10 protein-coding genes are annotated in these 15,675 nt (G+C 37.6%); 5 read left to right on the top strand and 5 right to left on the bottom strand.

All coding sequences use genetic code 11. The annotated features are described in order from the left end of the window. The first annotated feature begins 222 nt into the window (after positions 1-222). The 4 genes from QM491_RS15300 (at position 223) to QM491_RS15285 (ending at position 9,010) form a co-directional block, all read left to right on the top strand. Complete coding sequence (locus tag QM491_RS15300) at positions 223-3,420, top strand: SusC/RagA family TonB-linked outer membrane protein (protein WP_283328360.1); 3,198 nt, start codon at positions 223-225, stop codon at positions 3,418-3,420. Between the two features lie 14 nt (positions 3,421-3,434). Further along, entirely contained in the window at positions 3,435-5,318 is a 1,884-nt protein-coding gene (locus tag QM491_RS15295) for a RagB/SusD family nutrient uptake outer membrane protein (RefSeq protein ID WP_283328358.1), read from the top strand. 229 nt (positions 5,319-5,547) lie between these two features. Next, a complete protein-coding gene (locus tag QM491_RS15290) occupies positions 5,548-6,921 on the top strand; it encodes a vanadium-dependent haloperoxidase (RefSeq protein WP_283328357.1) in 1,374 nt (457 codons plus the stop codon). Between the two features lie 394 nt (positions 6,922-7,315). Next, positions 7,316-9,010: a CRTAC1 family protein gene (locus QM491_RS15285; protein ID WP_283328356.1), complete on the top strand. Its 1,695-nt coding sequence runs from the start codon at positions 7,316-7,318 to the stop codon at positions 9,008-9,010. Positions 9,011-9,070: 60 nt separating this feature from the next. Here QM491_RS15285 and QM491_RS15280 read toward each other — a convergent pair whose 3' ends face one another. From QM491_RS15280 to asnS, 5 genes are all read right to left on the bottom strand, one after another. Then, on the bottom strand, positions 9,071-9,445 hold the full coding sequence (locus QM491_RS15280; RefSeq protein ID WP_283328355.1) for a diacylglycerol kinase family protein: 375 nt from the start codon (positions 9,443-9,445) through the stop codon (positions 9,071-9,073). Positions 9,446-9,476: 31 nt separating this feature from the next. Further along, on the bottom strand, positions 9,477-10,133 hold the full coding sequence (locus tag QM491_RS15275; protein ID WP_283328354.1) for a hypothetical protein: 657 nt from the start codon (positions 10,131-10,133) through the stop codon (positions 9,477-9,479). Position 10,134: 1 nt separating this feature from the next. Then, entirely contained in the window at positions 10,135-11,460 is a 1,326-nt protein-coding gene (locus tag QM491_RS15270; protein WP_283328352.1) for an AAA family ATPase, read from the bottom strand. Between the two features lie 198 nt (positions 11,461-11,658). Continuing rightward, positions 11,659-12,126, bottom strand: a complete 468-nt coding sequence (locus QM491_RS15265; RefSeq protein WP_283328351.1) for a nuclear transport factor 2 family protein — start codon at positions 12,124-12,126, stop codon at positions 11,659-11,661. A 244-nt stretch (positions 12,127-12,370) separates the two neighbouring features. After that, on the bottom strand, positions 12,371-13,816 hold the full coding sequence (gene asnS, locus QM491_RS15260; RefSeq protein WP_283328350.1) for an asparagine--tRNA ligase: 1,446 nt from the start codon (positions 13,814-13,816) through the stop codon (positions 12,371-12,373). 370 nt (positions 13,817-14,186) lie between these two features. Between asnS and rpoN the strand changes: the two genes are divergently transcribed. Next, positions 14,187-15,656, top strand: a complete 1,470-nt coding sequence (gene rpoN, locus QM491_RS15255; RefSeq protein ID WP_283328349.1) for an RNA polymerase factor sigma-54 — start codon at positions 14,187-14,189, stop codon at positions 15,654-15,656. The last annotated feature ends 19 nt before the right edge of the window (positions 15,657-15,675 follow it).

Here is a 15,675-nt window from a genome sequence, read left to right as displayed (position 1 = left end):
TATAAAAAGTACAACTATTTCTTAATTTGTTAAAAGTATGGCTGTGCTTAGACCCCACTGTCATACAACAGGCGAGCTTGTACATGATGGCTTGACCATATTCTATCTAAAGTAATTATAACTATGAAAATTTCGGACGACTGCGTGTTCAAGATTGAGCATTGCCTCAATACCTACGTGTATTTATTCCAATCCCATTACAATTCCATAACATAAAAAATTATGATTAATTCTACTCAGTGGAAGCATCAGAGTCGGAGAATTTGTTTTCTGACTTTGGGGTTCATTTTTATGATTTTTGCTAATACACTTGCCCAAAGTGTAAAAGGAAAAATCACTGATGACAAAGGTCAAGGTTTACCAGGAGTCAACATTTTGGTGAAAGGCACTAGCGTTGGTACTACTTCCGACGTAAATGGTGTCTATTCAGTCAATGCTGGTAAATCTGCTACGTTGGTCATTACCTCAGTTGGGTTTATTTCCCAAGAAGTATCTGTGAATAGTCGTTCTGTTGTTGACGTCTCACTTGCTACAGATGTGAAATCTCTTGAAGAGGTTGTTGTAGTAGGTTATGGTACTCAGAAAAAAGTAACTGTAACAGGTGCTGTTGTTGCAGTACAAGGAGAGAAAATTTTGAAATCTCCAGCAGTGGACTTATCAAACTCATTGGCAGGTCGCTTGCCAGGGTTGGTGGTTATCCAACAAAGTGGTGAGCCTGGAAACGACGGTGCAAGTATCTCGATTCGTGGTACAAATACACTCGGAAACAGTAGTCCACTTGTTGTAATCGATGGTATTCCTGACCGTGATGGTGGTTTGGGTCGTTTGAACCCACGTGATATCGAATCGATTTCGGTATTGAAAGATGCTTCGGCTGCGATTTATGGTGCTCGTGCTGCAAATGGTGCCATTTTGGTAACTACCAAAAGAGGTAAAACTGGTAAGCCAACTATTACTTATGACATGAACCTTGGTTGGGCTCAGCCAACAAGAGTACCTCAAATGTCTAGTGCTGCAGAATATGCTCAAATTATGAATGAGCTACCTATCTATAAAAATATTCCAGCAGGAGAATGGGGCGCCGCATGGCAAAGTATCCAAAGTACTGGTACTTACAAGTCTCCAACCGCAGGTATAGGTACAATCAACGCAAACTATAGCCCAGATGCTGTGAAGAAATATGCTGATGGTTCAGACCCTTGGCGTTATCCTAATACTGACTGGTTTGGTGATGCCTTTAAAACTTGGACGCCTCAAACACGTCACAACTTGCAATTATCGGGTGGTTCTGAAAATATGCGTTATATGGCTTCATTGGGCTATGTTTCACAAGATGCATACTACAAAAACTCTGCGACTAATTATCACCAATATAACTTCAGAACAAACCTTGATGCCAAAATCAATAAGTACATCAGTGCTAACTTGGGTATCATGGTGCGTCGTGAACAACGTAGATATCCGACTGAAAGTGCGGGTTCTATCTTCCGTATGTTGATGCGTGGTCGTCCGACTGAGCCAGAGGTTTGGCCAAACGGAATGCCAGGTCCAGATATTGAAAATGGTCAAAACCCTTATGTGATTACAACCAATGCTACAGGGTATGTAGATAACCCAACTGACTATGTGCAATCAAACGGTTCAGTAATTTTGACTAACCCTTGGGTGGATGGTTTGAAAGTAACTTTGTCGGGAGCTATCGATAAAAATAGCCAAACAAGTAAGACTTGGCAAACACCTTGGATGTTGTACTATTGGGACAAACAGACCTATCAATCTGATGGTGTAACACCTCAATTGGTTGGAGCGATTCGCTCAAACTTTACAGACCCACGTTTGACTCAATCTTATAGCAATGTCTTGAATACCAACTTGACAGCGATGATCAACTACGACAAGAAATTTGGTGCAGATCATAACTTGAGTTTCTTGGCTGGTGTAACTCGCGAGACATTCGATGGTGACAACTTCTTTGCTTATAGACGTAACTATATTTCATCAGCAGTTGACCAATTGTTTGCAGGTGGTTCATTACAACAAAATACAGGTGGTAGTGCTTACAACCGTGCTCGTTTGGGTTATTATGGTCGTGTTCAGTATAACTACAAAGAGAGATATTTGTTAGAATATATCTGGCGTTATGATGGTTCTTATATCTTCCCTGAGGCGCATCGTTTTGGATTCTTCCCAGGTGTATTGGTAGGTTGGAATATTTCTAACGAAGATTTCTTCAAAGTAAAAGGTATTGACAATTTGAAACTTCGTGCTTCTTATGGTCAAATGGGTAACGACCAAGTATTCTTCAATAACCAACTTCAAGAATATGCTTACTTGTCTACATTTGGCTTTGGTCAGTACCCAATCAACAATCAAGTTGTAACGACTTTGAGAGAAACTGTTTTGGCTAACCCTAACTTTACTTGGGAACGTGCTAATAACTACAACGTAGGTATCGATGGTTCATTCTTGAACAACAAAATCAACCTAACATTGGAGTATTTCTACAATAGAAGAGATCAAATCTTGATTCAAAAAACAGGTTCAACGCCAGCATCTTCAGGTATCAATTCATTGTTGCCTCCTGTAAACGCAGGTATTGTTGACAACCGTGGTTTTGAATTCAACGTAGCTTACAACGGAAAAGCATCGAAAGATTTGACTTTCAGAGCTTCAGTAAACGGAGGTTATGCTAAAAACAAGGTAATCTTTATGGACGAAGTGCCAGGTGCTCCAAGCTACCAATTGCAAGAAGGTAAACCAATCAATGGATATTTGGTATATGAATATGATGGTGTATTCAAAAACACAGCAGAAATTGATGCCAACAAATTGGATTACTCATCGGTAACATCAAAATTGATACCGGGCGACATGAAGTTTAAAGACGTTAATGGTGATGGTAAAATCAATGGTGATGACCAAGTAAGATTAGACCAAAACTCTACGCCAACCTTCAACTTTGGTGCTACTATTGATATTCGCTACAAAGGATTTGATGTAAGTGCGCTTTTCCAAGGTGCTATGGGAGCTTCTATCCGTATTCAAACAGAATCAGGTGACATCGGTAACTATTTGAAATACTCGTATGACCACAGATGGTCGGTAGATAATCCAAGTAGCGTAGATCCACGTTTAGCAAGTAGAGGTGATACCTACTTTACTGGTGGTAACTATGGTAACAACACCTATTATCTATTTAGTAAAAACTATGTTCGTTTGAAGAACATCGAATTAGGCTATAATTTTCCAAGTAATATTACTGAGAAGTTAAAATTAGGAAGTTTGAGAGTTTATGTCAATGCGTTGAATTTGTTGACAATTGATAAAAACAAAATCTTTGACCCAGAGGCGACTGCTCAAGGTGGTGTGTACTACCCACAATCACGTGTGATAAATGCAGGTTTGAGTCTAACCTTCTAAAAACGTAATTTAACATGAAGAAATTTAGTATAAAAGTAGGCTTATTCGCTGCTCTGATGGGGCTTACTTTATCTTGTGATCAAGAATTTTTGAATACCAAACCCTTAGATAAAATATCGAGTGCAGCAACATGGGCCGATGGACCACTTTCGGAAGCTTTTGTGTTTAATGTGTACTCGTTCTTAGGATATGGTGGTTTTGAAGAGCAAGCTTTGGCTGCCTATACCGACGAAGCGATGTTTACACACGCTGGTCGTAATATCAACACTTTTACAGAAGGTACCGAAAGTCCAAACAACATAGCATGGACAAGTGATACTTATGGTTGGGATAGAATGTACTTAGCTATCCGTGAAGCAAACGTAGCCCTTGAAAATCTACCAACTGCAACGTTTACCAATGCTACATTGAAAGATCGCTTGTTGGGCGAATCATATTTCTTGCGTGCTTACTACTATCAGCAACTATTACGCTTCTATGGTGGTGTACCTCTTATCAGCAAGTCTTATGGTTTGAATGAAGATTATACCATTGCTAGAAGCTCTTATGATGAATGTGTAAAGTTTATTGTGAGTGACCTAGACAATGCTATCAAGTTCTTGGATGGAAAACCTGCAACACCAGGTCGTGCTACTAAATTATCGGCTATGGCATTAAAAGCACGTGTATTGTTGTATGCAGCTAGTGATTTACATGATGGACCTACGGCAAAAGCAAAATCTCCAGTATTAGCCTCATATCAAAACATTGATTTGTTGGCGTATCCTTCTGGTGACCGTGCGGCTCGTTGGCAAGCAGCTAAAGCTGCTGCAAAAGCAGTTTTGGATGCTACTACAGGTTACAAGTTGAATTTGACAGCACCAGTATCTGTTGAAGAAGGGAAAAGCAACTACAATGCCATTGCAATGGGCGGTCAAAGTGCCGTAGCTGATCCTGCTGCTGCATCAGAATTATTGTTCCAGCGTACGCATACTGCCTTGTACACACAGGAAGATAACTGGCCTTTGGGTGGTATCCACTATGGTATCAACAATGGACCAAACGGTTATCACAACTGGGCAGGTAATACACCAATCCAACAATTGGTAGATGATTACGAAATGATGGATGGTACAAAATTTGATTGGAGCAATCCTACTCATAAAGCCGCTCCTTACGAAAACCGTGACCCTCGTTTCTATGCTTCTGTATTGTACGATGGTGCCCCTTGGAAGCCTCGCCCTGCGGACGTTACTGCATTAGACCCTGCTAACCAAATTCAAACAGGTTATTATGACGATGGTAAAGGTGGAATGATAAATGGTATCGACACTCGTGAGTCAGCCGTTGAAAACTGGAATGGTAGCCGTACGCACTACTATACTCGTAAGTTTATTGATCCAAACCCAGCATTGGCTGATAACCAATCTTCAGCACAGGTGATTCCTTGGCCATTTATTCGTTATACCGAAATGGCCTTGAGTTATGCAGAAGCAAGTATCGAAACAGGTGATGAAGCCGAAGCATTGAAATGGATTAACAAAATTCGTTTCCGCTCAGGTATGCCTGCCGTAAATGATAAAGGAACTGCTTTGCGTGATCGTTTGAGAAATGAAAGACGTATCGAATTGTCTTATGAAGAACACCGCTATCACGATGCTCGTCGTTGGATGATTGCTGCTTCTACAGTAGGACGTGGAGTAAAATCTATCCATGTGGAGGCTAAACTTAAATCAGGTATGACCGCTCCTGCTGTTTATAAATATGACAAAAATCGTTATAACTATAATTACACAGTGGAGGATAATACTTCTAACGAGACTCGTACTTGGAACGACAAAATGTACTATCGTGCTTTGAGTCGTAACGAGGTGTTGCGTAATACCAAATTGGTGCAAAACCCTGGGCATACGAATTAATCCTATCCCTAATCAAATACCTTTTAGGCAGTCAGAAATGACTGCCTAATTTGGTTAAATCGTTTTGTATCTCTGGATGTACTTGACCACTAATTAAATGATTTATTTTATTTTGTAACTTTACCTATATAAAATATACATATATTGTGCACTAATCAGATAATATCAGAGTTGTACAATTAGGTAGAAAGCGATTGACTTTTCCTCTTTCAACATAAATTTATAAAACATGAAATCTTCCATTAAAAGCTTGGGTATTCTCAACGGGATAGTAGCGGTTGCTTTGGTTGGCTTTTGTATAAGTTGTCAGTTTTTTCAAAAAAAAATTACAGAGCAAGACTATGCCACTCGCTGGTCAGATATGGCTCTGTACATTACCAAAAACACCCCTGGCAATTCGCCAACTTATGCCTCCAGATGTCTTGGTTATATTGGCCTTACGATGTACGAATCCGTTGTACATAGCGACGAAACGTATGCCTCAATGGCAGGTCAGCTAGATAGTCTAAGTAGCTTGCCTATGCCTGAGTCTAATCAGTCTTATGATTGGTTAATTTCGCTCAATGCCTCACAGGCATATATTATCAAAGCTCTTTACAAGCAAACTTCTGATGACAATAAAACAAAAATAGATTCACTTGAAAATGCTTTATTAGAAGCACGCTCGGTCAATACTACTGATTCTCAAATAACAAAACGATCTATCGCTTATGGTCGTGCAGTAGCCGAAAAAATTATAGAGTGGGCAAAAACCGATGGTGGTAATGAAGGTTATTTTAATAATTTTGATAAAAAAAGAGTCTATCCTCAAAAATTAGGAGGATGGCAACCCCCGCTTTACAGCCAATCATTTAGTCGTTCGCCATTACACCCTGATTGGGGCAAAAACCGAACTTTCTTACTGGCAAATCATAAAATTGTAGCCCCAAAACCAATTCCTTTTGACTCGGTGCCTCAATCCGAATATTATCAGCAATTTTTGGCAGTCTATCGTCAAAGAAATGCTTTGAGTCAACAACAGAAAGAAGCTGCTGTATGGTGGGGCGATGACCCAGACGAAACAGTTACACCTCCTGGACACTCTTATTACATAGCCACCTTAGTGATTAAGAAAATCAATCCTCCACTCATTAAATGTGCCGAAACCTATGCTCGGGTCGGTATGGGAGTGGCTGACGCTTTTACTAATTGTTGGAAATGGAAATATCAGTTTTTTACAGAACGTCCCAATACCTTTATTCCTAAATATATAGATAAGTTTTGGGAGTCATTTTGGCCAGATCCCCCATTTCCTGCTTTTCCATCTGGGCATGCCATTCAAGCGGCTGCAACAGCAACAGTTTTAGGTAACTTGTATGGCAATTCGATTACGATCGTAGACGATTTGCATGTAGGGCGCAAACCCGATGGTCTGAGACATGTAGAGTTTAAAGCTCGTACATTTAATGCCCTTTGGGATATTGCCAACGAAGTTGCCAACTCACGCTTTTACGGAGGTATTCACACACCAATGGACAACAACGCAGGCTTGCAAAAAGGAAAAGAAATAGGAGAAAATATCAATAGCCTAGTTTGGCAAAAAAGCCTCTATAAAAAAGAATAATAGAAACTGGAAAGAGTGTGCCTTATAATTGACTTTACAGATAGTAAATCAATGTAAAACTCACCAATTTTAAGTCATTTTACTACTAAAACCTACAAGTATTAATACTAAAATATCTAACATAGCTCAAGTTTGACACCTACCACTATATCCCTATGAGCTATTGTTATACTACTTGATATTTGAATGAGACTTTTGCGCTCATTCATGATGCTCAATTGGCCAGCTTTGGCGCTCTACTGATTTTAAGGATAGATTATGTTTTGCAGTTATACAATTGCAAGGGTTTTCTTTTTGTGTCCTACTGGACGAAATACGCCTGATGATGAGTTGCATCATTAGCCATATCAACGTTCAAGTGACTATTCTCTTTTATCTCTTTAAGCAAATTTCTATGATTAACCCTTTACTAAAATTAGGACTAGTGTTTCTTGCGAGCACTACTATTATGCAAGCGCAAAAAATGTTTACTGATGTTTCAATACAAGCAGGCATCAATCACCAATTCGAAGTATTCGAAGGCTTTTTGGGAGGAGGTGCATGTGTGTTAGACATTAATAACGATGGGTTTGACGATATTTTTATCGCAGGCGGAAAAGCTAATGACGTTTTGTATCTCAATAATCGAAATGGCACTTTTACGAATATCTATTTAAGCTCAGGACTTATCAAAACCCGAAAGTTCTTAACACAAGGAGCCGTAGCAGCCGACGTAAATCGTGATGGCTGGGTAGATTTATATATCACAACTATTACGTCAAAAGGAACAAAAAAAGTGATTCCGCGAGAAATCAATCTGCTTTTTTTGAATAACCAAAACAATACTTTCAGAGATGCTACCAAAGAATATGGGTTGGGTAAACTACACACTTTTAGTACAGGAGCCAATTTTGGCGATGTCAATGCCGATGGTTATCCAGATTTATATGTAGGAAATTATTTTACTCAATACCCTGGCGATTTGAGTACTATCAATGCTTCGATGATTGTTGGAGCTAATCAAATTGGAGAAGGAAATTTACTGATTAACCAACAAGGAAAGGGTTTTAAAGATGAATATAAAAACTATGGACTTTCGCACAAAGGCTTTGGTTTTGGAGGCGTTTTTACAGATTATGACAACGATGGTGACCAAGATTTGATAGTCAACCATGATTTTGGGTATAAAAAAACCCCTAACCTATTATTGGACAACCAATATCCTATGAGTTATTTCAATGACGTAGCACCTAAATTAGGGATGGACTTGAAAATTAATTCGATGGGAACTGCCATTGGCGATTATAACGATGACGGATTGTTGGATTACTTTTTCACCAATATTCGTTTTAATAAGTTCATGGTCAATAATGGGGCAGGCAAGCCTTTTTCTGACAAAACTGCGGAGGTGGGTCTTAATACAATTACAATTAGCTGGGGCGCAAATTTTGCCGATTTTGACCACGATGGTGACCTAGATTTGTTTGTGGTCAATGGCGATTTGAATCCCAATTGTGTACCAATGGCCGATTTCTATTTCGAAAATAACAATGGTAAGTTTACCGACTTGGCAGGACTCAAAGGCGTAAATGATTATGGACTTGGACGTGGTTCTGTCGTGTTAGATTATGACAATGATGGCGACTTGGATTTATTAGTAGTTAATCAGAAGCCTGTATTACCCAATTTTCCAGCAGAATCGGTCACTCATTTATACCGAAATGATGGGGCAAAAGGGAATTGGATAAAAATTGCCTTGAAAGGTATTCAAGCCGAAACGCATGGTTTGGGTTCTAAAGTAGAGATAGTTGTTAATGGCAAGCATCAAATTCGTGAAATAGACGGAGGAGGGTCAAGCCATTTATCACAAAATGCCACTTTTGCTCATTTCGGGCTCGGAAATGCAACTCAGGTCGATGAAATCATTGTGCATTGGACGGGAGGATATAAGCAAGTACTCAAAAATCAGAAAGCCAATCAACTAATAGTCATAACCGAAGAAGAACATGTAAATCCGTTAGTTTGGACAAAGTTAGCCATAGGAGCAATTGTGATAATGGTGCTTTTAGGAGGATTTTTTATTTGGAAAAATGTGAGAAAGAAGAAATAAGCATTTTATGGATAAATGAATGAGCGATAAAGAAAGGGGGCGTATTTTATGCTCCCTCTTCTATAATAGGTTTTCTACAAAAGTAATAATTTTAGGCAAAAAGATAATAATATGACAAATCATAGAAGCCATCGCTGTAATCCAAACTGAGCCAGCAGCAATATCTTTAGCTTTTTTGGCCAAAGGATGAAAGTCTGGAGAAGCCAAATCTACAACCGCTTCAATGGCAGAATTAAACCCTTCCGATGCAATAGCTAGTCCATTACCCAATACCACAAATAGCCACTCCGTAACGGTAATATCGAAAAACCAACCAAATAAAAGCCCAAAACCGAAGATAAGCAGATGTATCCGAAAGTTATTTTCTTTCAGCAACATTCCTAAGCCCTGAAAAGCATAACTGAGGCTTTTAAAAAATTTAGGGAATTGAATCATGGGATAATGTCTAATGGTATTGGTTTAACAATTATACTAAACCTAAATTTCGTTTGGTCATTTCGAATGCCGTATGATATTCAGTAAGTGGAGCAGGTTCAAGACCAAATTCTAAGGCTTTTATTCTTGAGGTTATTTCCTTTCGTCTCCAATCTTTGACGTAGTTTATACCAAGAATATCTATCATATCATTGATGCTATTGATATCTTCTTCTGTTAAATCTGTATTCTGTGTATTGGCAAAAAAGATATGTTTTTTGTGGTCATAAGAAAGTAATAAAAAGGGGTCATATTCTGGTAAATCAGGCTTTAAAATATTATTTACTCCCCTCGAACTTTTTTTACGATTAACTTTTCCATCAACCATAAATAAATTATCCCATAGCCAACCTTTATTGGATTTTAACCTTTCATCAAAGTGCTCTAATTCTCCAAAATGAGATGGTAAATCTGCTGAATAGCGTCCTTGTTGATTCCAACAATGGTTTTCTAAACCTGTTAGAATGAGTGATTTTTCTGTGTATGCACATAATCCATTTTGACAATGATATAGATTCATGATTATGTCATGATAGAACATTCCTTTTGATGAATTATATGCAGGATGTGGACACTGATGAGCTTCCAGATTTTCTTCCCATTTTTTATAGGCAGTAGATAGTATGACTGATTTGTCTATTCTTTTCATCTTATTTCAATTCCCAATTTAATAGTGTAGCTAGTTTTTGATATTTCTCAAAGGTTTCCTTTTTCTTTTCAGGGGTCAATGAGTTATGCTTTAACTTACTTTCCAAGGTTGCTAACTCTATCAATTGTCTATCTCTTAGTGGATTACTTTCTTGTTCTAAGTCAAAAACCTTTTGTAAAATACCTGTCCATGTCAAATACTGAGGATTAATAGTGTAGTTATCGACATGTTTCTCTCCTTCATAATATTTCTCTTGATATACCTTACCTTTCTCGTTAAATTTTAATTCTATAATTTCCCACGGTTCAAATGAGGAGGCAATAAGTGGTGAGTGCGTAGCAAAAAAGAATTGACTATCTTTTGCCATACTCGTATAAAAATCAACAATTTCTTTTTGAATGTCAGGATATAATGACCTTTCAGGCTCATCAAAAAGAATAATTGCTTTTTCAGGTTTTAGACCATAAAGAGGCAATGCCGTAAGTATCACTTGTTTTGTACCTGTACTGAGGGCATCAAAAGGTATATCCTCGCCTTGACGAGTTTGAATTTTGATAGTTTCTATATCTTCTTTCCTCTCAAAATCAAGCTCGGTCTTTACCTTTAGATTAAAGCGATTTAATATTTTATCTAGAAAGTTTTCTGCAAGGTCGACAATTGGATTTGGTGAGCTTTTACGCCAGTTTATATAGTTTTGTCTTATTTTAAGAATGTCATCATTTGATAATTCTGAATTTTGCAGCGCTTTGGATGTTTCAAGACTATTTTTTATTTCTAGTTCACGGTCTTTTATAATGGCGTCGTTGATTAGTGACCAATTCTCTTTAAAATCTACCTCTCCGAAATTAATGAAGTTAGCATCTTTGTTGAAAGAAGTTTTTTCATCAAGAACTTGTTTTTGTAATGGTACATAATCAGGAAAATAATATATTTTGGATAAGTAAAATTTATTAGTATTAATGTTTGATAGAGGATTATTTGCTTTACTGAGATATAGCATGTATGTTTTCTCACCTATGAAGGAGATAAGTGGTTGTTGATGATCTAGTTTAATTGTTGCAACAATACCATTATCAAATTTAATCTGTAACTCTGTACTTATTTTAGTATAGGAAAATTCATTCCCCTTTTGAGATGTCGATATTATAGAGTCAAGGGTTTTTCCTATCAACTCTATCAAACTCGTCTTCCCAGTACCACTTTGACCAATAAAACATACTTTATCTAAGGCTTGACCTGCTTTTCGGTGTCCTTCAGGATAGGTGAGGTCTAATTTGAAATCTTCAAATTGATTATAGTCTTTGATATGTAGTTCTGTTAGCTTCATGGTAATGGATATTTTCCTCGCAAAATAACTAAAAAAAGGCCAGTCCCTTGAACTGACCTACTAAATTAATGCTTTAACATGCCTAAATGGCAAATGCCTAGTTCAAGGCTTAGTCTTGAACTTATTTTTTAAAGCTGGACTAATAGCTAGTAAAAAGGAATTAGATTTTTTAATCACTAAATCACCAATCACTCAATATTACTTGCCACAATCTTTTCTACGAGTATCAGCTAGTGCGATGATTTTCCAACCTTCTGGGGTTTTGAAAAGCTGGAAGGCATCGACGCCACAATGACTGAATTTTCCATTGGCATAAAACTCATAAGGCGTCCAAGCAGTTGCCATCTGCCCATCGATTCTGATTTCATAGCTCAATAATCTTTCTTCAATTGCCAAACTGGCAGGTAGCGAGCCAATTTGTTTGACAAAATCGGCAATTCCGTGTTCGGTTGTAAGCTCTATTTGCTGGGTTTTACGACTCATTCCTATCGACTGCATTCGGATAGATGAGTGAAAAACCGCTTTAATCATAGTGGTATCATGTTTTTGCATACCCGTAAATAGCTGGTCGATTACCGCTTTCACAGCAGTTTCATCAGCCGACTGAGCAGATAGAGATGCCGTAATACCTAGGATGATGGAGAAGGTTAATATAATTTTTTTCATATCAAAAAAGAGTTTAAATGCGTATGTTGATTTTGAAGTGTATTCTCAAATAAAGATATTCATTTTCAATCATTTTACCATAAAGGTAGAAATACAATACCAATGTAGAATAATAAAAAAGGTTGTGTCGACATTTTTACAAATATCAACACAACCTTTAAAATTGTTTATTTCTGTAGCATACAAGATATATCATTCTGATTATCTTCTAATAACAGATATACGTATAACTACTAACTATTTCCTAGAACTCAGCAGTTTTTGGCGTACGAGGGAAAGGAATTACGTCACGAATATTAGTCATACCTGTAACAAACATCACCAAACGTTCGAAACCAATACCGAAACCAGCGTGTGGTGCTGTACCAAACTGACGAGTTTCCAAATACCACCAAATAGATTCGATAGGGATACCTACTTCTTGACAACGTTGTGCCAATTTTTCGTAGTTATCTTCACGTTGTGAACCACCAATGATTTCACCAATACCTGGGAATAATACGTCCATAGCACGTACAGTTTGCCCTGGAACATCATCAGAAACTTCATCTAGTTTCATATAGAAAGCCTTGATGTCTTTCGGATAGTTGGTTAAGATAACTGGTTTTTTGAAGTGTTTTTCTACCAAATAACGCTCATGCTCAGATTGCAAGTCGATACCCCAAGCTACAGGATATTGGAATTTACCTTCTTTATGACGTTTTGAGCTCAACAAAATTTGAATTGCTTCGGTATATGTCAACTTGACATAGTCGTTGTCAATCACAAATTTCAATTTTTCGATAAGCGCTAATTCAGAACGCTCTTCTTGTTTCTTGTTTTTCTCTTCTTCTTTCAAGCGACCTTCCAAGAATACCAAGTCATCATAGCAGTTTTCAAGGGCATATCTGATAACATATTTAGTGAAATCTTCTGCCAAAGCCATGTTATCTTCTAATTCATAGAACGCCACTTCTGGCTCAATCATCCAGAACTCAGCTAAGTGACGAGCAGTGTTTGAGTTTTCAGCACGGAACGTAGGGCCAAAAGTATAAACTTTTGATAAAGCCATAGCGCCTAATTCACCTTCCAACTGACCCGAAACCGTTAGGTTTGTTTCACGACCAAAGAAGTCTTCTTTATAGTTTACAGAACCATCTTCGTTCAATGGCGGATTCTTAGGGTCGAGCGTAGTAACACGAAACATTTCGCCTGCACCTTCAGCATCCGAACCAGTAATGATTGGAGTATGAAGATAGAAGAAACCATTGTCGTTGAAGTATTTATGAATAGCATAAGCCAAAGTATGACGAACACGAAGTATTGCTGAGAATGTATTTGTACGAGGACGCAAGTGACCAATTTCTCTCAAAAACTCCAATGAGTGTTTTTTAGGTTGTAATGGATATTTCTCAGGGTCAGCAGTACCATATACAAGTGCTGATTTTACTTGTAATTCTACCTTTTGACCTGAACCTTGTGACTCGATTAAAGTTCCTGTAATGGCTACACATGCACCCGTAGTAATGAGTTTTTGAGTTTCCTCATTCAAAACACCTGCCTCAGCCACAGCCTGGATATTGTGAATAACCGAACCATCATTTATATTAATGAAAGTAACGTTTTTAGATTCACGCTTGGTTCTTACCCAGCCTTTTACTGTAATTTCTGAGCCTACAGCCGCTTCTGCTAAGATTTGTTTGATTTGCATTGTCTAGTTTTACAAAATGTATTTGAATAAATCTTCTTTATACTTCAATACGGAGGTATTTTAGTAAATAGGATTGCCATTTTGGTTACCTACTATTCAAAATTACTTACAATTCTGTCAAATACCGAATGAAGAATTACTTTTCATAAGTTTTTCATAAAAGGGTGAAAAAAAAATTAAAATATAAGTATTTGTTTTTTAACCATTTACTCTAAATGATTATTTGTGTTTGGGATTTATCAAACATCTTAATTATTTTTATACAACAATTTGGCAAGATTGTTGATAGAGGGTGAAGCGAAAGACCGTCATCAAACCTCATACCAATCTTGATGGATGTTTCTACAGTAATCCTTACAACTCATAAAATATGCAAAAACTATCCTTAAACCAGTCGCTTCAGCAGCGACTATCACCACAACAGATTCAGTTTATAAAGCTCTTACAAATCCCAACGTTTGAGCTAGCGGCTAGAATTGAAGAGGAGCTTGAGATAAATCCAGCTTTAGAAGAAGGCATGGAGATGGACAATGATGTTCAAGAGCAGAAGGATGAGTTTGACGAAGAATTCGATGATTTTAACGAGGATGAGTTTGCCGATTATGAAGATAGAGATTTAGATATAGACTCTTATCTTCATGATGATTACAATGGCTACAAAATGCAGGGTGATGGAAACGGTGGTGAGGAAGAAGATAAAGAAATGCCCATTATGATGATGGAGAGCTTGACAGACCATCTCAATACTCAACTCGGTTTTCTTCGGTTAGACGAAACAAAAGAAACTATTGGCAAACAAATCATCGGTTCTATTGAAGCCGATGGCTATATTCGACGTCCTTTGCAGGCCATCGTAAACGACCTTGCTTTTACACAAGGTGTTTATACCAGCATTGAAGAAGTCGAGGAGGTTCTGCGTGCCATACAGACATTTGACCCTGCCGGTATAGCAGCCAGAGACCTAAAAGAATGTTTACTTCTTCAACTAGACCGTAAATCACAAAGTGAATCGCGTGTACAAGATGCTATACGTATAATAGATGAGTACTTTGAGGAATTTTCAAAAAAGCACTACGAAAAAATACAGAAACGACTCAATATCAGCGATGAAGCAATGAAGGACGCCATTTCGTTGATTACTAAATTGAATCCCAAACCTGGAGCTTCGGATGATGATTCGAGTGTGACGCAGTTCTTAATGCCCGACTTTATCCTGACGAATAACAATGGGAAGTTGGAAATTTTCTTGAATTCAAAAAATGCACCTGAATTGCGTGTGAGTACTTCATTTCACGAGATGCTCGAAACCTATGATAAAAGCGATAAAAACAATAAATCCATTAAAGAAACTGTAACTTTTATTAAACAAAAGCTAGATTCGGCTAAATGGTTTATTGACGCTATTAAACAACGCCAGCAAACACTTCTAAAAACCATGCAGGCAATTGTGGATTATCAAAAAGAGTTTTTTCTCTCAGGCGATGAATCCAAACTCAAGCCAATGATTTTGAAAGATATTGCAAACGAAATCGAGATGGATATTTCTACTGTATCGAGGGTAGCTAGTAGCAAATCTGTACAAACAGAATTTGGCTTATATTTATTAAAATACTTTTTCTCAGAAGGTATTTCGACCGAATCTGGCGAAGATGCTTCAAGTCGTGAAGTGAAAAATATCTTGAGAGAGTTGATTGAAAATGAACCAAAGAAAAACCCACTTTCGGATGATAAACTAGAAAAATACTTAAACGAAAAAGGTTATAATATTGCCCGTAGAACGGTAGCTAAGTATCGAGAACAATTAAATATACCAGTGGCCCGCCTTCGTAAACAACTTTAATTTCGAATCTATCATAAGT

This window comes from Flectobacillus longus (assembly GCF_030056705.1).
GTDB lineage: Bacteria > Bacteroidota > Bacteroidia > Cytophagales > Spirosomataceae > Flectobacillus > Flectobacillus longus.
This window is presented reverse-complemented; position numbering and strand designations above follow the sequence as displayed.